We start from the raw sequence: 22,836 nt of genomic DNA, 5'->3' as shown, positions 1-22,836 counted from the left end.
ACTATCATATGCCACTCGTAGTTGCTCCGAAGCCTAGCGGCATCACTTTCCTTACCTCCTCCCAAACGCTCCAGTCGTCTGGTTCGTGTCAATCCGCGACTATCCGTGGGTGCAACGCTCCCTTGCAAATCCGAGTAAATGCGTGCCGCTTTTGGAAACCTGTTGTGCTCACACCGGTCCTCCGTGGTGGCATTGCGCGAGAATCTCAGCCAGATCGAACGCCAGGTTCCAGTGCCGCAGTCTCGGGCTGCTGAAAATCACTGCGCCGAGAAGATTTCTAGCCGGCGTATTGGCGAGGCAATCCGATAGCGGAATCGCCGGTCGTGTAGTGTGTGGCTAAGCGCGTGATCAACGGTGCACTAGGAACAACGGCGGTGTACAGGAGGAACGCGTCACCTCCACGGCGGCGGTCGGAGTCGCTATTTTGCCGCCTCTGCTGCGCTGCCACGTTGTCCGGTTATTGCAATTCGTTCTGAAGCGAACATGTTCCATGCGTAAAACGACACTCACGCTCAATTCAATCGTCGTCGTATTCTTCATCTGCTTCCTTGCTTACACGTTCATTGCACAAGAGCATCTTGGATCTCTCGCTCGCGATTTTGTCACCGAAAAGACGCTTGACTACTCCAATCCAATCGTGGAAATCGCCGACAAAGCACTCGGTTCGCCGTTATCCAAAAAAGCCCTGTCGGATGCACAGGCAACCGCCATCCGCAATGAGATTGCGAATTACCAGAACGATCCCAGAGCTTACATTGCAGATTTGACCCGCCAGCAGGTACACGAAGCGCGGATGGCAAACGGAAAGCCACTGATCGAAAACGTCGCTTCCATCAAGGCCAAGATACGGACGTTTTACGATAATACCCTCAGCGCTTTGATCGCTGACCTTCGGGTTTTTTCGGTCTCAAATCTGATTGCTGGATTGATCGCATTTGGCTTGGCATATCGTTCTTCATCGGAAATACGCAAACCGATCGTCTGGTTTTCATTCCTGATCTTTGTTGCCGTGCTCTACTGCTCGTATTTGTACATTGACGACCTCACATTTTTTCGCATCCTGTTTCGGACGCACATGGGTTGGTGGTATTTTGCTTTCTTGTGCGTCACGATTGTCGCACTTCACTTGGACTACGGTCGGTACGCGAATTCCAGAGAACAAGGTGATGCGCACGAAGTCGCCGACAGTGGGAATTCAAGTGGGCCGTCGTCTCCGGCGGCCCGTTGACCCGTTGACCCGATACACTTTGGTACCAAGTGGTCTGCTAGTTGACGCTGCATGCCAGGCAGACTCTCGATCAAACGGGTGCGGGGACCGATCGTAAGTGCGCGGTAGACGTGTCCCAAATGGAAGCGTGGACGTAAGGCGTCTGGTAGGATAGGACGGGGTAACCCCGTCGCGTTGGCCAACCCATGGCCACGTCGATGCCCAATCGCAACGCGATCCAACGGCGAACCGGCGGCCCGTCTGGTTCCTAATGGACACTCGTCTCTCGGTTCCCACTGATCACCACCGTTCCCTGTGCTAAGTCATGTTGATTATCGACGATCGTAAATTCGTTCTTACCAAGTTCGACACTGAAGACGAACTTGAACGTGTTGTCGTTGCCAACGCGGAGTACATCTTTGGGCCGTCGTCAATTTATCTCCCAAAATCCCTGATTCGCACTGCCGATGGTGCAGGAACGATCCCCGACGGATACGCAATCGACCTTGATGGGATGCGCTGGTACATCGTCGAAGCGGAGGTCAGCCAGCACAGTGTATGGAGCCACATCGCCCCACAGGTTGCAAAGCAAATAATTGCTGCCAACAACCCAGTGACAAAGCAAAAGCTGATCGAGACGGTCATTGACCGTGTTCGTGATGATGAATCGCTTCAGGAAAAGTTTGCCGAGCAAAACATCGAACCGATCGATTATCGACAGGCCCTCGCTCACATATTTGCAACGGATCCAATCATTGGGATGCCAATTGACGCTGTGAAAAACGACCTCCGTGAATGGGCGGCTACGCTCAAGGTCGACGTTCGACTCTGGATCGTCCAGAAATATGTCGAATTCAATAATCCACAGAGCATTGCGTATGAGATTCCCGAGGAATTTCGTCCCGTTTTTAACGCATCACCCGATGAGTCAAAGACGACTGTACAGGTTGCGAGGTATGACGTGTCGCTCACTGACCTCATTGAGGCAGAATTGATTTCTGTCGGTCAAAGGCTTGAAATGCGCTACAAGCCAAGAAACGGAGATCAGAAAATTTACGAGGCCTTTGTTCAAGATGATGGTTCGTTGCAAGTGTTAGGCCGATCGTTCTCGGCCCCAAGCTATGCTGCATTGTTCGGCATCCAAGACGCCGGCAGCGCACGGTCAACTGTCAACGGCTGGACGGCTTGGAGGCTTGACGACGGGTCGACTTTGGCTGACATCCGCGACCGCCTGTTGTCTAATCGCATTGGGCAGTTCGACATAAATGACAGGTAGCAATCCAATGCAACTGAGTTGGAAAGTCGGGCGTTTTCAAATAGGCGATCAGCTCTCGCCGCCGGTTGTTCGGCGGCGTTGAACTGAATTAAATTGCTCCGATGTGAGGTGTGACACTTCGCAGGTGGCTGTCCGCATCGTTGGAATCGCTGTCGCCGTGTTGGACGACACGCGGGGTCGGCACCGCGTGCTCACGGTAGCACCTCGATCGTGATCGGGTAGCTGGTAATGCCTTTGTCCGTTTGCGCCTCCAGGAAAAACGATCGCCGGCCCAACTGGCTGACGGGATCGGCGGTGAGGAAGAACTCGCGCTCGGTCATCCCTTGGAGGGCCAGGAGTCCGTTAAGTCCAATATTGTCGACGTAGACGCCTTGCGTTGTATTGTGCCCAGCGGTCTCGTTGCCGAACTTGACTTCACCGTCGAATCCGTCTTGCCGGTCCAGGACGACGCGGGCTGATACGGTTTCACCGCGTCGGATCTGCAATGTCCAATCTTTGCCCGCTTCCACGGTTCTGTCTGAGGGCTGGAGAACTGGGATGACCTGAGGCCTCTCGCCGACTTCCAGCTGGCCCACCGGCCCGACGGTCCGCTCGACCCTCTTTCCGTGGATCTGGGCGGTCGCTGTGATTAACGGAGATCGGCTGCCAACCCAACCCTGATGATCTTTGGGAATATACAGCGTCCCTTGGGCGTACCGCTGCCCTGGTTCGATCGTCAGTGGGGTATTGGCAATAACACCGGGTGGCAGGTTTTCGATTTCGAAAACAACGGGGCCATCGAACCCATCGATGCGATCGACGCGCACTGTGAACTCGCGACCAGATCCCTTGCGGAGCTTCTCCTTGACCGGATCGATCGAGGCGGTGAATCGAGGTTGGGCCGCTCGGATCGAGCAGGTGTAGCCGTAGTCGTCTCCGCCCTCGGCGCGTGTATCGGTGATCCGAGCAACGAAAACGCCGTCATGCGGGGCAGTAAACAGCAGCCGGCTGTTCTTACCTGCGATTCGCATCGGATCGTCATCATTATCGTAATACAGATCAAAGACGGGCAATCCGTTGGCAGTGGGGGATTCGCCGACTGCCAGTTCACGAACGATGTAGGCGGGTTCGCCGAGCGCGTGGGTCAAGTGCGACGTGCCGAAGTAGGTCCAACGTTCGGATTCGTTGGGGTAGACATTGAACCCGGAATCCGGGCCGCGGGGATACATCGACAAACGCACGACTTCACCCGAAGCATACAGATACTCGTTGAGGCTCATTTCACGCCAATTGAACAAGCGAAGATCATTGGTTTGGCTGCTGTTCTTGCCGCGGAATGTAAAGTACGTATCACGCACTGCTTGCAGCCGAGTCCGCAGCACGGGATTGCCATTGTGGTCGAGCACGGCAACCCGAGGATCGAGATTTCCTTCCGAATTCGAGTCCACGTCAATCGCCCAGACCTCTCCGCGGCGAGCCGTCCAGCGATAAAAGTCCTCTTGGGCAGGCAGCGAAATCTCGCCGGTGATTTCGGCTCCACGCGGGACATCGACCACCGCGGCGCTGTTGAAAACATCCTCGCTGACGTGCGTCGCCGCAGACTCATCTATTTTCCGAAGTTCGCCCAAGTCGAGATAGATCGGCAAGAGCTTTTGAACGTCTTGATCCTTGCTCGCTGCCAGTTTCGGGATGGATCGATGGGCAACCTCGCCGTTCATTAACGAGACAAACACGTGGCGAGAATCGGCGTCGATGCACAGGTCGCTGCCACTTTCGGGCAACTTCGGCAGGCTAGCGACTTGGCTCCAATCCGAAACACGCAGTACTTTCAGGTTTCCTGATTCGCAAAGGACGACGATGAACTGTCCGTCGGGTGTGATGCTGAAATTCACCAGCGGCGACTCGTCGACGAAGCGGGTGGCCAGGAGCGGATTGATCTTGGGAGTGTCGGTGGACCGCAGCGACCAAACCCGCAGTCGGTTGTCCGCGCTGGCCGCGATCACGAACTTTCCGTCGTGGGTAATGTCAACGGCCAACACTTCACCTTCGGGTTGGCTAAGCGTGTCGAGTCGTTGGCCCGATTCCACATTCCACACCTTCGCGGTCTCATCGGCACAGGCGCTGACTAGCAGTTTGCCATCGGGTGAGAAGGCCAGGTCGAAGATTGCTCCGTTATGACCGAGCAGCTTGCTGATCGGCTCGCCGCTGGCAACGTCCCACACCACAATCTCCCGGTCGTATCCAGCGGTCGCGACCCGCGTTTCGTCGGGTGAGAACACAGCGGCGTACAACGTGTCGCGATGACCAACCCACTCCTTTTCGAGTGTGCCCGACGCGACCGAAAACAGCAACGCGTTTCCATAGGCACCGGCCACGCCTGTCGCGACGAGGAGTTGGGAGCCATCTTTGGAAAACGTGACAGCATTGACCTTGCCGAAGTCTGCCTCGAGCAGCGAGATCGGTTTTTCGTTCTCATCGAGAATTGTGATCTCACCGAACCGTGCAATGGCCCTGTATTTGCCATCACGAGAGACCGCGATTGCCGTAACGGGTAGGTGCGCCGTGTCCTTCGTCGCGATCTCTGGTGTTCGTAATGGTCGCTTGCAAGGCAGTTTGCTAGCAGGGCCGTTTGCACCTTGATCGATCCAATCTTGGAGCAACGAAAACTCCTCGTCGGTCGGTTGCGCCTCGCCCTCCGGTGGCATCGCCGGTTCCATCTTTCCCGACACCATCAAGAGCATACGACTGCTGGCGGCGGCCCCGGGTGTCACTGCCGATCCCGAATCGCCACCGGCGATAAGAGCCTTGTGGGAATCCAGCGCAAAGCCGCCCTCGCCATCTCCGCTCGTGTGGCAACCCACACAGTAGGTCTCCAGGATCGGTAGGACGTCTTGGGCGAAGTCGACAGGCTCCGCCGCTGGGACAGCGACAGGCGAGGTTGCCAATGCGACCAATACAAACAGCTTGAGGACGGGGATGCAACGTGTCATGGAATGAGCGGCGTCAAAGGGTGGTGATCGATCAGTGATTGAAAACGAACTCGGTGCTGGTAACGACGCTCCACGCGACGTCCTGCAGCGCGGTCAGCCGATCCTCACCATACTCCTCGATCACACTCTGCAATCGATCTCGCTCCTCATCGGTGGGATGGCGGGACAGACCGCTGAGGAAGAGGTGATCGATGATGGCTGCGTCGCTGGCGTCTGCATCGACCATCCGGGCGATGACCCCTTCACTGTCCGCCAGTTTGGTGTTGAGGGTATCGCCATTGGACAGGTGCAGCACTTGGACCATGCTCGGTTCGCTGCTGCGTTCGCACTCGCAAACGATTTCACGCGGGTTTCGCCCGAACGTTTGCAGGAAGTAGGAATCGACAGCCGAGTCGTACAATTCGATCGCCCGCGTACCGGGTTCGTAGAAATCCGTTTTCTGTCGATCGGCACCTGAGAACGAGACTGCGGTAAAGCTCGTTTGAGTTTCCAGAGTTTGGTCGATCGAATCGAGCAACACCTCCGCCATCATGCGGCGTGGGTAGTAGCGGCTAAGGTATTTCTGTTCGTCGCGATTTTCGTCCAAAGGTAAACTGCTGCGGCCGTACGTGGCGCTGCGGAGAATGGCTCGCATCAGCGATTTGAGGTTAAAATCCGCATCAATCAGGTGTTGGGCCGCCGCCGTCATCAACGGTTCATTGGACGCCGGATTGCTATGCCGCAAATCATCGACTTGCTCGACCAAACCGCGACCAAAGAAGTTCGCCCACACACGATTAGTGATCGCGCGAGCAAAATACGGATTAGAGGAATCGGTCATCCATTCGGCCAACGCGATCCTTCGGTCGGCGGGATCATCGATCGGCAGTGGTTCCGCATCCAGCGCCGCCGGTGGCTGTGGCTTTCCGCTCTGGGGCTGAATCAAATCTCCTGTGTCGGAAACGTACAGAGTGCGATGTCCGTTGCCGTTTCGTGAGTCGCCGCCCCAGCCTTTCGCTCGCACGCGGGCGAATAGATTGGCCATGGAGTAGTACTGATCATTGGTCCATTTTTCCAGCGGATGGTTGTGGCACTTGGCACAGCCGATCGATAGGCCCAGAAACGCTTGGCAGGCGTTCTCGGTCATCTCCTCAGGGGTTTGGTGAAGCGCGTAGAAATTGGTCGCTCCGTTTTCGATGCTGCTGCCGGTGGCCGTTAAGACATCGTTCACCAATTCGTCCCATGGCTGGTTACGCTCGACAGCAGCGTGCAACCACTGGTAATAGGCCTTGACCGCATCGGGACGCAAGCGATTGCCGTTGATCAGTAGCACGTCGCTCCAGCGGTATGTCCAGTAGTCCACGAAGTCGTCGCTGGCCAGCAAGCGATCGATCAACTCATCGCGGCGGGTCTCACTGTCGGCGGCGAAGTAGCGTTCGCGTTCTCGGTGTGTGGGGAGGCGACCGATCGTATCGACCGTGGCTCGGCGGAGAAACGTCTCATCGTCGCAGGCCGGTGAGGGCCGCAGCCGTAGGGTTTGGAGCTGCGTCAGGTTCAGCTCGTCGATGAAGTTTCTCCGTTCGGCGACGGCATAGACGTCAGCAGGGATTTCGTTGGGATACGGGACCGTCATCCGGGCCAATGCCACCCGGCTGCCGAACCAGACCAGAATCGCCGCCTCGCCGCTGCCACGGACGAGGACCTTGCCATGCTCGTCGACGCTCGCGATCGATTCATCGGTCGCGGTGAACTGGGACCAATGGGTCACATCGACGATGGTCTCATCGTCGTAGTGGGCATGAACGAGAATGCGGGATTGATCGCCGGGGGAGAGTAAAGCGGATTCAGGCGAGACGCTGATCCGTACCAGCTGTGGGTCGTCAGCCTCGGGCGCGGCCGCGCCAGCAGCGATCCAGTCCGCGATGACCTGGTAATCGCGTGACGCAGTGTCCAGTTTCAGACCTCCCTTGTGAGGAAGAGCAGCCGACGGTTTCGCCAGCACGAGACTCTGCCCGGGATCTCCGATCTCAATTCGTCTCCCGTGTGCCTCCCGCGTGATTGCCAGGTAATCAGCGTCGCTGTCGTATCCCTTGAGTGACAGCCGGAATCCACCTTTGCCCGCCAAGGCACCGTGGCAGGCGCCCGCGTTGCAGCCTGCTTTGGTCAAGATGCTCTGCACATCGTTGCGGAAACTCCAGTTGTGTTCGCTGTTGACACCGGTGACTTCGACCTCGGCGGTGGCGGTCCGGCCTGCGGACAGGCGAGCGGTGATCGTCGCGTTGCCGCTGGATACCGCGTGGGCCACTCCACCGCGAATCTCCACGATCTCCGGTGCATCGGATTCGAGCTGGACTTGATCCGAGGGAACGATCGCGGAAATTTGGTTTTCGCGAACCGTGACGGTCGACAGTTGCTGTTGAGATTCGCTTCCCGAGAGCAGGAAGGCTTCCGGCAGCAATCGAACTTCTTCAGCGGGCGAGACGGCAACACCGACAGAAAGTAGGAATAGGAAGGTGAAAATACGTATCATCAAACTATCGATGGTAGGGTGGGAATGAGCGGCGGCAACCGAGGGAAGCTCGGTGTGGTAGCGATGCTCGGGAACGAACGGTGGACGCCGCCCAACCGAACATGCCACCAGGTGGTGACCCGAGGCCGTCTATGCAAACAATTCGCTGATTTCGCGGACACCGAAATCTACCAGTGGGAAGGGGCGGCCGCCGGGACCTGGCATCTCGGCGTGCAAATCCAGTCCGAGGCTCTTGAAGATCGTCGCGATGATCTCGCCCGGGTTCGTCGGTCGGTCCGCGGGCACGCCTCCGATCGGATCGCTGGCGCCGATCGCGCGACCGCCCTGCACGCCGCCGCCTGCGAAGGTGCAGGAGAAGCATTGTGGCCAGTGGTCGCGGCCACCGGCGGGGTTCACCTTGGGCGTGCGACCAAATTCGGCCAATCCACAAACCATCGTGTCGTCGAGCATGCCGCGTTCGTCCAAGTCAGCGATCAACGCCGAATAGGCTTGATCGTACATCGGCGCGACGATGTTTTTCATCCCTTCGATCGTCGTGAAGGGTTTACTGCCATGGATGTCCCACGTGATCTCGTCGAATACGGTCAGAAACGTGTTGACGGTTACGAATCGAACCCCCGCCTCGATCAATCGCCGAGACAGCAGGCAGCATTGGCCAAAGCGGTTCATGCCGTAACGCTCACGGACAGCGGTGGGTTCTTTCGATAGATCGAATGCTTGACGCGCCTGCGGGCTGTTCATCAGCCGATAGGCAGCTTCGAAATTCTTGTCGAGCAACTTCGCTGTTTCGGTTTCCTCGAATTCCCGCATGCGGTCTTCGATCGCCGCTCGCATCCGGCGGCGGCGATCGATGCGAATGTCGCCGAGTGTCGATGGCGGTAACAGATCGGGAACCTTGAAATTCTCTTTGCTGGGGTCGGCCATCAGTGCGAAGGGGTCGAAGGCTTTGCCGAGAAACCCGCCCGCCTGTCCGTTGGGTAAGTTGCCGCCGCCTCGGCCCATGGTTTCGGGCAAAACAACGTGGGCGGGCAAATCGCTGCGCCGACCTCGCAGGTACTGCACCACCGCACCCGCGTGCGGGAAGTTCACGCCGCCGGTGAACTGACGGCCGGTCTGCATCATCTGCCAACCCGCGTCATGGACCGCCGCAGCGGTATGATGACAGGACCGGACAATTGAGAACTTGTCAGCGACCTCGGCATGCCTCGGCAAAATTTCTGATAGCTGAAAATCGCCTTTCGTCGAGATCGGCTGGAAGGGACCTCGAATCTCCGCAGGTGCATCCGGCTTCATGTCGAATGTGTCGAGTTGGCTCGGCGCACCGAGATTGAAAATCATGATGCACGAGCGTTTCTCGCTTGCCGGATCGACTGCGCCGCGCTCCGCAGCAGCGAGTAACTGGGGCAGCCCCAGCCTGATCGCGCCGAGCGTTCCGACCTGAAGGAAGTCGCGACGCGTCGTGCCGTTGCAAGTGTGAGATTGGCCGCGTGAGGTGAGATTGAACATAGGGAGGGGACCTGGGTGGGATTTCACAGCGGCGGCGTTGCTGCCGCCCCGGTGTGATTGGGGCATATTCTACCACGTTTTCGCTGCGGATGAGCCCCTCACCGCTCTGCACCGATCAGCCCGTTGCAGTCTCTGCTGGAGATTCGGTCTCCTCGTGAGATTCGGTTTGCGGAGGTTGCTGAGCGTCGTACAAACCAAATGCCCGGAAAAGCAACGGCGCCCAAAGCGGCAAGAAAATCAGGAACTGCGCCATCAAGCCGCCGTTTGCGATCCCCATCGCCGGTCCGACACCTTCGCGAACCACCGGTACGATCCACAGCATTGGGATGAGGAAGAAGTAGGCGACTTCGGCAACGAAAATTCGCGTGATGGCACGGGCAGCCCCCGGGAACCCCTTCCAAAGGCACGTGCTCTGGTAGATCAATGCGCAGTAGAAGCAGACGCAGATTGCTGCCATCAAAAAGTAGGCAAACCGAAAATACGGCGGGTCGATCGGGCCACCTTCGCTAACGCTGAGAAGCGAATCCGGAGGTGGCAGGTTGTAGAACAGCCCGAATCCAGCGGTGATGAAAACGCAGACGGCGATGCATCGAGCCACAATTAGCTGGCTCCGTGTCCGGGGCACTCGTGCGTCGGCATCGTCAGGCGATTGACGAGGAGGGTCATACGGCGTGATGGTTCCTGCCCCCCATGCAGATTAGTGGCCGCGGATCGACCGGGTTCGATCGCAGCTTCGCTTCAGCCGATGGTGATTGCTTCGGCGACAGGGATGGTAAAGATCTTGCCATCACCGATCTCGCCCTGTGTGCCCGTTTTCGCCGCCGAGCGGATGATTGCGATGACCTCGTCGGCGTCATCGTCATCGACGATCAGGCTGAGGATCACCTTGCGCAGCAGATCGATGCGATATTCGTTGCCTCGAAACGTGGCCACCTGTCCTCGTTGGCGTCCATAGCCGGTCGCATCGCCGGCCATGGTTTCACCATATCCAGCTTGCTCGAGCGCCTCACGGACCGTGGACAGGCGGATGGGCTGGATGATGGCTTGGATCAGTATCATGAAAACCAAAGGCTGTTAGGACGAGACGTGATCGCTCGACATCGATTCGCTCGATCCCGATTCACTCGAGGAAGACTCATCCTCGGTGGCGCGTTTCGCTTCGGCGACGACGGCCATGGCGGCCCGCAATTCGAGTTGCGAGAAGTAGGGGATGTTGCCGGTGTAGGTGTTCTCGACGCGATTTTTGCGGGCGAGTTCGTTCCAGCTCAGATTATCGGTCAAATTCCATGCGGCTGCTTGAGCGGTGTTCTGGGCGACTTGACCGCTGCCGACGGCGTTGCAGATCAGAGCAACGGCGGGATCTTTGGTGACCTGTTCGAGCGGCACGATGGCGTACTTCATTCGCGGGGTGGGATCGGGCTTGCCGTGTTCGAGGCAGACTGTGCTGAGTGCCATCTTGTGCGTGCGTCCTGGTTTGACGGTGAACATACCGCCTCCCATGCCGCCGCCCATGCCACCCATGCCGCCGCCCATACCTCCCATGCCGCCGCCCATGCCGCCGCCCATACCGCCTCCCATTCCACCGCCCATGGATTGGCCACCGCCACCCATGCCGCCGCCCATACCACCACCCATGCCGCCGCCCATACCACCGCCCATGCCACCCATGCCGCCGCCCATTCCGCCCATCATTTGAGCGTTAACGGGGACACCGGCGAAGGTCTTTGGCATCTCGATGCGGAGTGGTTTTTCGGTGAGATTCTTGACGAGCAGGTTGGCGCGGGCAGGGCTGAGTGGAATGAATTCCGCTTCGACTTGCCCCGCATCCATCGCAGCAAATAGCGCGGCACGGTCTGCGGTTTCATTGCCTCCGGCGGACACCGTGCGAACAGTGACGGACGACAGGACCATGGCGCTCATCGCGATCATGGCGGGCAAAAACAGGGTACGGGCAGAGGGAAAGGCAGTGCGTCGCATCGCAGTGATCCGCGTGAAAAGAGGGGGAGATGGATCGAAATCGAGGAGTTAGAGTAGATAATTCTACTTGACCAAACGCGGTTTCACAAATTTTTCCCCGCAAGGAAGCGTCAAATTTATTTTTCAGCCTTGCGTTTGCCACTGATCGGGACCGCCAGCGGCCCCCCAAAAGCATCGTAAATGATGAGAATATTGAGTAACCCGGCGATCATCGTGAACCAGGTCCCCATTTCGTAGCCACTGCCTCGTCGGGCGTACCACGCAGCCACTTGGTCGGCTTCGCCCTCCAGGACAGGGCGGTGAGGAGGCGCCATGTATCCGTTCCACAGCGGCTCGTAGCTGTCCACGGTGCGGCCGCGCGGGTCGGTGCTCTTGCGCATGCGATCGCCTTGTATCAGGGCGGGCAATGCTGCCACGCCTACGCCGGCTTGCAGGAAATAGTGCCAGCGACGGTCACCGGGTTGCCAGGAGGCGTAAACCACGTTGCGTCCGCCCAGGGAAAAACCGATGAACCACGTCGACAGCACGCAGAGCAGAAACAGAATGGCCTTGGCTCGACGACCTTGGTAGAAATGCCCCGCACCTGGAATCAACCACGCTAACAAGGCGGCGAAGTACCGGTTGCGCAGGTCGACCTCGATGCCGTCGACCTCGATCAGCGTCTCGCCGTTGAGCACGTTCGGTGACATTTCAATCTGGTTGGCACCTTTGCTCTCGCCGGATTGCTCGGATTTGCCAGCCGAACTGCCGCTTTCGGGCGATGTCGTATCGCCGCGATCGCCAGCTTTGGCCGTTTCACGGGTGGCCGCATCTGGGGCAGCGGGTGGGGAAGTCCGAGAGCGTGAGGCCATGAGTGATCGAAGCGGTTCGGGAAAATGCGGCGGAGGAAGGAAACGCCATGGGGTGGTGCAGACATTGTGCGAAATATTCGACCGCAGCGATAGCCAAGCCAATCCGTCAACAGCTAGCCGGGAAATCTGCGTGTCGCCGGATCAGCCCAAAATAATCCTAAAACGCCCAGGCATCTCGGGCTGGCCCCCACTTGCGGATTGGCCGTCGGTTAGAATCGAGCGTTATGAATGATTCATCCGTTGCACCCACATTCCTTTTTGATCCCGCCCGTCAGCGGCGATTGATCGATGGCTTTGTCGGCAGGGTGTCTGAGTCGCGCAATGAACACCAGCGTCTGCTCAGCGACCAATCGGCTCAACACCACGACCTCGAACGCCAGCTCGCCGAGCAGCTTTCGGAAGTCACGCTCAACTGCCAGAAAGACCGCCAAAGCACGTTGCGGCAGTGGGATGACGAACAGGAAAAAGCGATCACGGCCTACGAAACCGCTTCGATCCAAACCCGCGACCAGTTGCTGCGGACACGAATCAAGTATCGCAAGGCCTCCGCCGATCAGACCGCCGTGATCGATGGCAAGTACGAGAAACGGTTGTTTGCGATCGAGCATCAGTACAAACAGCGTAAAGTACAGCCTAAAAAGCAACAGGCCGCCGAATCACGGCTGCTCGATGAAGCTCTCGCAGCCGGCGACAAGGATCTCGAGTGGTCACGCGCCCTGACGCTCCGCCGACTCGATCAATTGCTCGAGGTCACCTTTCCCGAAGACCCCTACGCTGAGTTCGGTGAGTCAGAGCCAGCGTCGGTGCGCGACGCCGTCGATCTGATCGGTCGTCAAAACCGCCGGGTGAAGGCCGTTACGGTGGACATGCAGAGTGGATTTGCGTCCAAAGTCGTCGATTCATTTTATCTTCCCGGAGCGGTAGCGGTGTTCATCGCCATCGGGGCTGTCATCATGTTGGCGATCCAGCCACAGCCCCTGATTTGGTGGCTGTTAGGATTGGTCGCGGTCGCCGGTACGCTGGGTTTTGTGGTGTACGCCATCCTGCTCTTTCCGCTCCGCAAGATGACGCGGAAGCTGCACCCGCTCGCCGAACGCATCCGCCATACCGCCGAGACTGCTGCCGAGCGAGCGCGGGCGATCTCCAAAAAACAGGCAGAGGAAGCTGCTCACGAACTGCGCCAACGGCGCAAGGCACATCTCGCCGAAGCCGCACGCTGGAAACGCGATCAGATCGCTGATATGCAGCAGAAACTCGATGCTGCTCAAACCGCCGAGCAGACCAAGCTCCAAGGCCAGGTCGACCGCATCGACGCGCAGTTCCGTAGCGGTTTTGCCACTCTCCAGCGGACGATGCGGGAGCGCGCCGAAACGATTGATTCCAATATCACGCAAGTGATCGATCAGAACAAGGAAGTGGCCGGCCAGACGCGAGCGAGAACGCAGCAACAGCACCAGCACACCCTGGCCTCCTTGTCGGCGAGATTGGAGTCTGGCCTGCGGCGTGGGATGGATCGCATCGCCGCCGCAAACGACTTGGTCCAATGCCGATTCCCGTCCTGGGAACAGCTCGTGACGTCGCCAGCAGACACGCATCGCAACATTGATTTCCTACCCTTGGGGCAACTGCGATTGGGAAACCGACTCAAAGGGAAATTTGACAAGGCCCTCGGGTACACGCATCAGGGCGATGCACCCGATGAGGCGGACATTCTTTCGAAGATTGAGATCCCCGACACGATGCCCCTGGTGATCCATCGCCGCTGCCATTCGGGGGTGCTGATCGATACGCCGCCGCAGAAACTCGATGATGCGATCGCGATCGCCCATCAAGTGCTGTGGCGGTTGCTCAGCAGCGCCTCGCCGGGCCAAGCCAAGGTCACCTTGATTGATGCCAACAGCCGTGGGCAGCATTTCGCGAGTTTTATGGCCTTGGCCGATCATGACCCATCGTTGATCCATCACCGTGTGTGGACGACCAGTGACAAGATCACGCAGCGGCTCGCCGAACTGACCCACCATGTCGAAGATGTCCTGCAGGCAAGTCTGCGTGATCGATTCGAACGCATTGAAGACTACAACGAAGTCGCCGGTTCACTCGCCGAGCCCTATCACGCGATCGCTGCGGTAGGTTTTCCCGATGGGTTGTCGCGCGAATCCTACATGCACTTGAATTCATTGATTCAAAGCGGAGGGAGATGCGGTGTGTTCGTGATTTTGGTGCTCGAGCAAGGCAAGACGTGGCCGGCCGATATGCCGCCGATCCAGAGCGACAAGCTGCTGCGAATCGAGAACCGCGACGATCACTGGTACTGTGATTATGAGGGCATCGACGACCTCGAGTTCTGGCCCGCTCCGCCACCGACGGCCGAGACCCGCGAACCGATGATTCGCCGCATCGGCAGAAGTGCTCTCGAAGCTTCTCGGGTCGTGCTGGAACTGAAGTCGCTGCTGCCTGGCGAGGCTGTCCCGGTCCAAGGCCAAACCGAGTCGACGGCGGCAGGACTCGCGATCACGATCGGCAGCCAAGGGGCCGGACGGACCCGCCGCCTGCAGCTCGGTGAAGGTGTTCGCCAGCACGTTTTGATCGCCGGTAAAACCGGTTCGGGAAAGAGCACGCTGCTGCATAGCATCATCACTGCTGGCGCCGCCGAGTACTCACCGGATCAATTGCAGTTCTATTTGCTCGATTTCAAGAAAGGGGTCGAGTTCAAAGTCTACGCCGACGCGAAACTGCCTCACGCTCGTGTGATCGGTATCGAGAGCGAACGCGAGTTTGGTCGCAGCCTGCTGCAGCGGCTCGATGCCGAGTTGGCTTCTCGGGGGGAAGCATTTCGAGAGGCGGGGGTCCAAGAGCTTGCCGAGTATCGCGGTCGACGCTGCCAGGCCAACTCAGAATCCCCAGCGGAGTCTGCCGCCTCGAGCATGCCGCGAATCATGCTCGTGATCGACGAATTCCAAGAGTTGTTCACGCGTGACGATGCCTTGGCCGCGGAATGCACGGCGTTGCTGGATCGGTTGGTCCGGCAGGGGCGTTCGTTCGGCATCCATGTGGTCCTGAGCAGCCAATCGCTCGCGGGGGCGAACAGTTTGCCGCGCGCGACTTTGGGGCAGATGGCGGTGCGCATCGCGATGCAGTGCAGCGATTCCGATGCCGCCTTGATTCTATCGGAGGACAATACTGCGGCGAGATTGCTGTCGCGTCCGGGGGAGGCGATCTACAACGACGCCAGCGGATTGCTGGAAGGAAATCATCCGTTCCAGGTCGCCTGGTTGGGGCAAGCCGATCACGCAGCGATGCTCGAAGAAATCGTTGCACGTGACGACGCCTATCGCGAATCACTGGGGCCGCCGATCGTCTTTGAAGGCAATCGGCCGAGTCGATTTAGCAACGAACTGACCGGCGCTGCCCTGGCATCGCTGAGTCCGGCTGACAAGGTCGCGGGGCTGCTCGGTGAAGCTGTCTCGCTCGGACCGCCGACCACGTTGCGGTTCCAAGCCGACGCCGGTCGCAGCGCTGTCGTCGTTGCCAATCCCAAAATGCGCGTCAGTATCCTCAGTGCATTCATCGCCTCGGCGCTCCGCCGGACGCCCGATTTATCCATCGTCGTCTTCGATGGCTCCCGCGCCGATGATGGGCAATCCATTGCCGGATGGATCGATGCCTCCGGGATTGAGGCCAAGAGGGTTCGCAACCGAGACAGTGAAACACAGATGATCCGACTGGCGAATCTCGTCGCGGGGAGAATTGCTAAAGAGTCCGGACGCGAAGCCGATGGGGGACTGTCGGGCCCGCCCGCACAATCCCGTTTCACGGGCACGTTCTCGTTGGATGCTCCGGCGGGATCGTCGGACAATCCTGCCGAACCGGTCGACGGCCCAGCCCGGGAAGGCTCCGGGCACGACGACGGTGCTCCACAGGATGAGCCGGAGTTGGTCGAGGACAACGGGGAAATGATACTCGTTGTCGTCGATGCACTCGATCGGCTCCGCGATCTGCGACAAAATGAATCGTTGGACTTTTCTCTCGATTCTGCGAGCAAGCAGAGTGGTAGCAAAGCGTTTCAAGCCGTGCTCCGCGACGGTCCGACTGTGGGGGTGTTCGTGATCGTCACGCTGCCCTCGGCCGAGGTCTTCACGAGGTGGTTGCCACGCCAAAGCCAGAATGATCTGGAGCTGCGATTACTCGGGCCGATCAACGCAGCGGATTCGTCACTGCTGATCGATTCACCCGCCGCATCGGAATTATCACCCGCCACGATGATTCTTTACGACGATGCGGATGGTCGTACGACCAAGTTTCGGATCTGTGATCCGCCCACAGTCGACCAGGTTCGAGCTTTGTCGGTTTCGTAGCTCGCTGAGCACGGTGCGGTAATTCCTCGCCTTTCCCCCCGTTCGACGTGGCAGCGTGAAAGCATTACATTCACCGCGTTCCCGTTTCCACCATTGCCGTACTGCTCCGACCCAGCCTCATGTCTGCTACCGTTGACCAGCCGATTTCGGTCCCTTCCTCAATCCGCAAAATTTGTTGCATTGGCGCCGGGTACGTTGGCGGCCCCACGATGGCGATGATCGCCAAGCAGTGCCCTCATATCGAGGTCCATGTCGTGGATATCAATGCGGCCCGGATTGCCCAGTGGAACAGCGACGAGTTGCCTGTTTATGAACCGGGCTTGCTCGAGGTGGTCAGTGAGTGTCGCGGCCGGAACCTGCACTTTTCGACAGAAGTGGATTCCGCCATCGCCGAGGCTGAGATGATTTTCATCTCGGTCAATACGCCGACCAAGCACTTTGGGGTCGGCGCGGGACGGGCTGCCAACTTGGAGTTCATTGAAAAGTGTGCTCGCAAGATCGCCGAGGTGGCGCGTGGGCACAAAATTGTGGTCGAGAAATCAACTCTGCCCGTTCGCACCGCCCAGGCCATCAAGACAATTTTGGCCGGGGTTTCGACAGGAGCTACCTTTGACGTCTTGAGCAACCCCGAGTTCCTCGCCGAAGGCACCGCGATCGAAGATTTGCTCATGCCCGACCGTGTTTTGATTGGAGGCGAGAGCCAATCTGCGATCGATGCCCTCGTCGAGGTCTACGCCAACTGGGTTCCTCCCGAACGGTTGCTGACGACGAACCTGTGGAGCAGCGAACTGTCGAAGCTCACCGCCAACGCCTTCCTTGCGCAGCGAGTCTCGTCGATCAATTCCATCTCCGCTCTCTGTGAAGCCACCGAAGCCGATGTCGATGAGGTTGCCGCTGCGATCGGAATGGACTCGAGGATCGGCCCCAAGTTCTTGAAAGCATCGGTTGGTTTCGGTGGTTCGTGCTTTCAGAAAGATATTCTCAACCTGGTCTACCTGTGCGAGTATTTTCGTTTGCCCGAGGTCGCTGAGTACTGGGAGCAGGTTGTCAAAATGAACGACTATCAGAAGAGTCGATTCGTCAGCCGGATCGTTCGCACGCTCTTCAATACCGTGTCGGATAAGAAGATTGCGATCTGGGGATTTGCTTTCAAGAAAGATACCAACGACACTCGCGAGTCGGCTGCGATCTATGTTTGTCGTGACCTGCTGCGGGAACGGGCCAAGCTCAGCATCTATGACCCTCGCGTCAGCCCCGAGCATATTCGCCGTGAGCTCACCGACGCGATGCGCAACGGTGACGCCGAGCTCAACGCGACCTCCGCGAAACTATTGGCTGAGAACGTGGAGATCGTCTCAGACATCCACGTTGCTTCGAGCGACGCCCATGCTGTCGCGCTGCTAACGGAATGGGACGAGTTCAGAGAAGCGGATTTCCAGCGGATTCATGACGGCATGAAGAAGCCTGCCTTCCTCTTCGACGGCCGTAATCTGCTTAAGGACATGTCGCTCTCCGATTATGGTTTTGATTACCACGGCATCGGGTTTTCGAGCTGAGTCGTCGGCGAGAGGTGACAGCCGACGTTCGGGCTGTCTATTAATTGAGCCGAGACGCGTAAGCGGCGTTACCGCGGCCTGACGGCGAATGGCACTTACTTTAAGTTTGCGAAGCGGTCTGGATAACCCGACGCGTGAGCGAGGATGATCCGTTGACCACGCAAAGCACTGCATTTTCCTCGCTGACGCATCGGGTTGCCAACCTAGCAACACACGATGAATAAGTGTCGGTTTTAGTAGTGGACGGGTCCTGCGGCTTTAGACTCGTCGCCTGGTCCACTACGACAGAAATTGATCGTGCGTTGCCTAGTCATGCCCCAAACGGGGCCAAGGCAAGTGCCATTGGCCTCACGACCCTCGGCTCACCATTGCGGGGCCAATCTGGATTCAGGCGATAGACTGTTTCGCCAGCGGTGGGGGGATCGCCTGAGGGTATCGAGTTGCGATCGGGACCTCGCCTTTCAGGCTATTTCATCGTCCATTCGGGAGGTGGTTCGATTTCGCTCGAGACGGGGCCGCCTTGATCTTTGCGGCCACTGCCTTCGAGCCGGCTGATCAGCCGGACGTTCATGTCGTCTTCGCATGCGATCTGGCAACTCAGGCGAACTCCAGGTTCGGAGACTTCACGCACTTTGAGCAGTTCCTTTTCAGCGAGGGTGATCTTTTCAGGTTCTCCCTCGATGAATTCCACGCGGCAGGTCGTGCATTTGGCGGCACCGCCGCAGGCGTGCAGTTGGTCCGTTCCCGCGTCTTCGATGAGAGCAGAGATCAGACGTTTTCCCGCGGGGATATCGAAAGTTCCGACGTTCTCTACGGTGAGTTTTGGCATGGGATGAAGTGAGGTGGGAAGGAGGGTCAGTGGAGGGTGAAGTTGTTCCGCTGGGCGGGCTGGCGTCCGCCCGTCGTCTGTAGACGCTGGCCAGGACGCGAGCCGGTCGAGCTAGCTCGGCTGCCCGCTGGTGGCGGTTCGCTGCTGAGCTACTTTGACGGTATCAAAATCGACGGTGGCGAAATAGTCGTCGATTGTTTCAGCGCGGCGAATTTCTCGGACTTCGCCTGCATCGTTGTACAGGACTTCAGCCGATCGCAACCGCCCGTTGTACTGGAATCCCATCGAGTGACCGTGTGCTCCGGCATCATGGACGACGATGATATCGCCTACTTCTGTTGCGGGGAGTTCGCGGTCAACGGCAAATTTATCATTGTTTTCGCATAGTGAACCGACGACATCGACAGTTTGCGTGGCGGGTTCCTGCTCTTTGCCGAGCACGCTGATATGATGATAGGCACCGTACATGCCTGGCCGCATCAGGTTGCTCATGCATGCGTCGACGCCGACGTAGTTCTTATAGGACGTTTTTTGGTTGATCACCTGGGTGACCAAAAATCCAAATGGGCCAGTCATGGCTCGGCCATTCTCCATCATCAAGCGAACCGGAGCGAGGCCCGCCGGTACTAGCTTGGATTCGTAGAGCGACTGCACGCCGCGGCCGAATTCTTGGAGATTGACGGCCTCTTGGTTGGGGCCATAGGCGACGCCGATGCCGCCACCGAGGTTGATGCATTCCACGGCCACTCCAGTCCGCTCGTGGATCTGAACGGCCAGCTCAAACAGCATTTCGGCGGTCTGCAGTAGCGCGTCGACGTTGAGTTCATTCGAAACGACCATCGCGTGCAGGCCGAAGCGGGTGATTCCGAGTTCGGCACAGCGGGCGTAGCCCTCAAAGATCTGTTCGCGGGTGCAACCGAATTTCGCTTCCTTGGGATCCCCAATGATCACATTGCCCTGCCGCTCGGGACCAGGATTGAAGCGAAACGAAACCATCTCGGGCAGGGCGTCGAGCTGTTGGAGCTGGTCGATATGGTGCGGGGTATCGAGGTTGATGATCGCCCCGAGTCGGGCCGCGACAGCGAATTCCTCGACCGTCGTATTGTTGGACGTGAACATCACATCATGGCCGGTGATGCCGAGGCGTTCGCAAGTGATTAGCTCGGCCACGCTACTGCAATCCGCACCGCTGCCCTCTTCGGCCATCATCGCGACGATGTGTGGATTGGGGGTCGCTTTGACCGCGAAATACTGTTGGAATCCCTCGTTCCACGCGAATGCGTCGGAAAGTTCTCGGGCCCGACGCCGGATACCGTCTTCGTAATAGAGTACTAATGGGGTGGGGTGATCAGCGATGACCTGCTCAATGAATGAACGATTGAAGGGCAGCGATGGGGTGGGCGAAGTGTTTGCCATGAGGGTCCAAGCCGGAAAGAAGCGTGTCTGACGTCAACACGGCGCGTTCTCCCATGAAGGACACGCCGCACGCGTCCGGTCAGGATAGTCGCCACCGCGTTTTTGGAAAACCGCACCCATTTGGCGCGTCGCCCCCGAGTCACGTCCTGATAGCTGGAACGGCGACGGTTTCTTAGGCTGGGACAGCTTGATCTGCGTGCAGCGGCAGCGCGATCACTTCGCCGTCGATAGACATCACCCGGGGGCGATTGCTGTCCCGCCCCGCTGCGGATCGGCGTGATTTTCGAACTTGGGGTGCGGGCACACTTGCGCCGCTGCTCGCGGTATGGGGCACGAGTGTTGTTCGCATCGCTGCCCACTGGTCCAGGGTCAGTTCCATTTCGCTCTGAGTGAACCAACCTACCGCGGGGCTGAACGATTCCTGCCGGAGAACGATCGGGCGATCGCGGATCGCTTGGATCTGTTCACAAAAAGGCCGCGACGCTGGCGGCGCGGCTTCCGCGGAGGGTTCGTCGGGGGAGCTGGCAAGCAGCCCGTCGGGATGGTGCAAACGAACGGGGCCCACGCGCATCGCATCACGCTGTTCGAGCGAGCGATGCACAATCACCAGTCGCTGCTGCTCAGTCACGCCAGCGACAATCGAGAGAATATTTTCGTTGTGAGTCACGTTGAACGGGAAGCCTTATTTACGAGAAACGTCCACGAGTTCAAAGGGCGGGGCCGCAGATCACTTGGTGAGAATCAGTTTGCCCTGGCGGGTTTTCCGCAAGCGATAGAGTTGGCCGTCATTTTCGATCCAAATTTCTTCACCGCAGCGGGCGAGACTTTCAAACCGCACGACTTTCAGGGTGTGAGCGGAATCACAGTCCTGGGCGAGCGAATTTTGACCGGGCAATGATCCCATTACCCGCGTCTCAATTTCAGCAGACTCGGTGACCGCAGCCGCAGCACGACCCGCTGGAGCAGGCGTGTTGGTGGCGATGGCCGCGTCGGTAGGTCGGGAGGTCGGCGGCGTCGAATCCATCGGAATGTCGCTGATCCTGCTCGCGGAGTCGGGTGGGAGGCCTCGAGCGTCGGCTCGCGGAAGTGTGTCGAGACCCAATCTAAGCAGTTCCCAGCCGCCGATCAAGTCTTATTGCGAATCATTAGCAATAAAAAAGTCAGTATCCATAGCGGGTGAAATAGTTGCCCCACCGCTCCTGCAGCTGCTTTTCCTGTGATTCGGACAAGCGGTGTTGATTGGGTTGATAGGAGCGATGTTCATTGTCGGTCCAGGTCTGGATTTCGTCGCGAACGGTTTCAAAATCAGCCAAACGCAAGGAGTCGTAGATCTTTTCCAAGGTCGCTACGGGGTCGGCGATCAGATCCTCGTAACGGATCTCGATCAGATGTTGTTGATCGATTTGAGGTCGTTGTTGTTCGAAGGCGGTGTACATGCGTGAGAAACAGTCGAGCACGTATTCTTCGATCCCGTCGTCGGTCGTATCGGCGGGCGGTGCTTGCAGCGATTGGATTTCGTCAAGGCTCCGCCACAGCCGGCAGGTGCTCGGGAACAGTTCACGCGGGTCGCGGGTGATGTGAATGAAGCGGGCTTGGGGAAACGCGTCGGCGAGGTATCCGATCCGGCCGGTATGCGTGGGGCTTTTGATCACGAGCGGCCGTGTCGTCGAGATGCTCACGCGGTGCAGGAACGATTTCAGTGTGGACAGCCAATCTTGGCGTTCCGCTTCGCTGACGCCTTGGAAGTCCAGATAGTTCATGTCGACGCCACCGCGGCGGGGGAAGGCGATACGGCGATACGGTGAGGGCACGCCGAGATTCACGAGCGCAAACTCATCCTCCTGAGGCCGGTCCCACCCCGTCGCCATATTGTCCATCGGGCGTTTGCCCGGTAACAGCCATCCGGCGAAGGTGCGAAAAAACCACTGCGTCAGCAAGAAATGCGAGGGTGCGAAGCACTGGTAGGTCGATGGGCTGCTCCAGCGTTCATCTCGAACCATCAGTTCGTGCAGCAGCGTCGTACCGCTGCGCCAGTGCCCGATGATGAAAACGGGGGGCCCATGCAGTTCCGCGGCGCGGAGGCGGCGATGGAAGAAGAGTTTCTCCAGGAGCATCAGGATTGTGTTGAACGGTGTCGCGATGCTCACCGAGATCGCCAAGCCGATCCGCGAGGGGCTGATCGAAAAGTCGCCCTGACGGAGTAGTTTCCACCACGCCGAGGGACGCATCCCGTGCCAAAATCGCGGGCTGTAGAATGGGTAGCGATTCACCGATGATTGGGACATGGAGGATGGAGAGCGGACTCGAGGGCGGGAGTGGAAAGAATTGTTGGCGACGGGCCAGGTGCGCAGTGAGGTCGCGGCGAACAAAAGTGGCCAATTCTCC

Annotated in this window: 16 protein-coding genes; 4 read left to right on the top strand and 12 right to left on the bottom strand. The window is 58.5% G+C overall.

Annotation, left to right across the window (positions count from 1 at the left end):
- The first annotated feature begins 490 nt into the window (after positions 1-490).
- Positions 491-1,228, top strand: a complete 738-nt coding sequence (locus CA85_RS00190) for a hypothetical protein (protein WP_146389073.1) — start codon at positions 491-493, stop codon at positions 1,226-1,228.
- A 304-nt stretch (positions 1,229-1,532) separates the two neighbouring features.
- A complete protein-coding gene (locus CA85_RS00185; protein ID WP_146389071.1) occupies positions 1,533-2,483 on the top strand; it encodes a restriction system modified-DNA reader domain-containing protein in 951 nt (316 codons plus the stop codon).
- A gap of 191 nt (positions 2,484-2,674) precedes the next feature.
- Here CA85_RS00185 and CA85_RS00180 read toward each other — a convergent pair whose 3' ends face one another.
- From CA85_RS00180 to CA85_RS00150, 7 genes are all read right to left on the bottom strand, one after another.
- Complete coding sequence (locus CA85_RS00180; protein ID WP_146389069.1) at positions 2,675-5,452, bottom strand: c-type cytochrome domain-containing protein; 2,778 nt, start codon at positions 5,450-5,452, stop codon at positions 2,675-2,677.
- Positions 5,453-5,483: 31 nt separating this feature from the next.
- On the bottom strand, positions 5,484-7,961 hold the full coding sequence (locus tag CA85_RS00175; RefSeq protein WP_146389067.1) for a DUF1549 and DUF1553 domain-containing protein: 2,478 nt from the start codon (positions 7,959-7,961) through the stop codon (positions 5,484-5,486).
- Between the two features lie 129 nt (positions 7,962-8,090).
- On the bottom strand, positions 8,091-9,467 hold the full coding sequence (locus tag CA85_RS00170) for a DUF1501 domain-containing protein (RefSeq protein WP_146389065.1): 1,377 nt from the start codon (positions 9,465-9,467) through the stop codon (positions 8,091-8,093).
- Positions 9,468-9,582: 115 nt separating this feature from the next.
- The gene (locus CA85_RS00165; protein WP_146389063.1) at positions 9,583-10,065 is read right to left on the bottom strand and encodes a hypothetical protein; all 483 of its coding nucleotides are present in this window, start codon (positions 10,063-10,065) and stop codon (positions 9,583-9,585) included.
- A 140-nt stretch (positions 10,066-10,205) separates the two neighbouring features.
- Positions 10,206-10,526, bottom strand: a complete 321-nt coding sequence (locus CA85_RS00160; protein WP_146389061.1) for a P-II family nitrogen regulator — start codon at positions 10,524-10,526, stop codon at positions 10,206-10,208.
- A 15-nt stretch (positions 10,527-10,541) separates the two neighbouring features.
- A complete protein-coding gene (locus tag CA85_RS25520; RefSeq protein WP_246112361.1) occupies positions 10,542-11,444 on the bottom strand; it encodes a hypothetical protein in 903 nt (300 codons plus the stop codon).
- A 116-nt stretch (positions 11,445-11,560) separates the two neighbouring features.
- The gene (locus CA85_RS00150) at positions 11,561-12,295 is read right to left on the bottom strand and encodes a DUF6677 family protein (RefSeq protein WP_146389059.1); all 735 of its coding nucleotides are present in this window, start codon (positions 12,293-12,295) and stop codon (positions 11,561-11,563) included.
- Positions 12,296-12,519: 224 nt separating this feature from the next.
- On the opposite strand from CA85_RS00150, the gene CA85_RS00145 reads away from it, so the two are divergent.
- Positions 12,520-16,650: an FtsK/SpoIIIE domain-containing protein gene (locus CA85_RS00145; RefSeq protein WP_146389057.1), complete on the top strand. Its 4,131-nt coding sequence runs from the start codon at positions 12,520-12,522 to the stop codon at positions 16,648-16,650.
- Between the two features lie 119 nt (positions 16,651-16,769).
- A complete protein-coding gene (locus tag CA85_RS00140; RefSeq protein ID WP_146389055.1) occupies positions 16,770-18,206 on the top strand; it encodes a UDP-glucose 6-dehydrogenase in 1,437 nt (478 codons plus the stop codon).
- 466 nt (positions 18,207-18,672) lie between these two features.
- Here CA85_RS00140 and CA85_RS00135 read toward each other — a convergent pair whose 3' ends face one another.
- From CA85_RS00135 to CA85_RS00115, 5 genes are all read right to left on the bottom strand, one after another.
- On the bottom strand, positions 18,673-19,035 hold the full coding sequence (locus tag CA85_RS00135) for a 2Fe-2S iron-sulfur cluster-binding protein (protein WP_146389053.1): 363 nt from the start codon (positions 19,033-19,035) through the stop codon (positions 18,673-18,675).
- A 111-nt stretch (positions 19,036-19,146) separates the two neighbouring features.
- Positions 19,147-20,451, bottom strand: a complete 1,305-nt coding sequence (locus CA85_RS00130; protein ID WP_146389051.1) for a diaminopimelate decarboxylase — start codon at positions 20,449-20,451, stop codon at positions 19,147-19,149.
- 172 nt (positions 20,452-20,623) lie between these two features.
- Entirely contained in the window at positions 20,624-21,118 is a 495-nt protein-coding gene (locus CA85_RS00125) for a hypothetical protein (protein ID WP_146389049.1), read from the bottom strand.
- A gap of 60 nt (positions 21,119-21,178) precedes the next feature.
- Entirely contained in the window at positions 21,179-21,475 is a 297-nt protein-coding gene (locus CA85_RS24640; RefSeq protein ID WP_186774657.1) for a hemin uptake protein HemP, read from the bottom strand.
- 136 nt (positions 21,476-21,611) lie between these two features.
- A complete protein-coding gene (locus tag CA85_RS00115) occupies positions 21,612-22,736 on the bottom strand; it encodes a sulfotransferase family protein (RefSeq protein WP_146389047.1) in 1,125 nt (374 codons plus the stop codon).
- Positions 22,737-22,836 lie beyond the last annotated feature (100 nt).

The organism is Allorhodopirellula solitaria, from assembly GCF_007859855.1.
Taxonomy (GTDB): domain Bacteria; phylum Planctomycetota; class Planctomycetia; order Pirellulales; family Pirellulaceae; genus Rhodopirellula; species Rhodopirellula solitaria.
The sequence above is the reverse complement of the archived record's forward strand: the minus strand, read 5'-3'. Positions and strand labels throughout refer to the sequence as shown.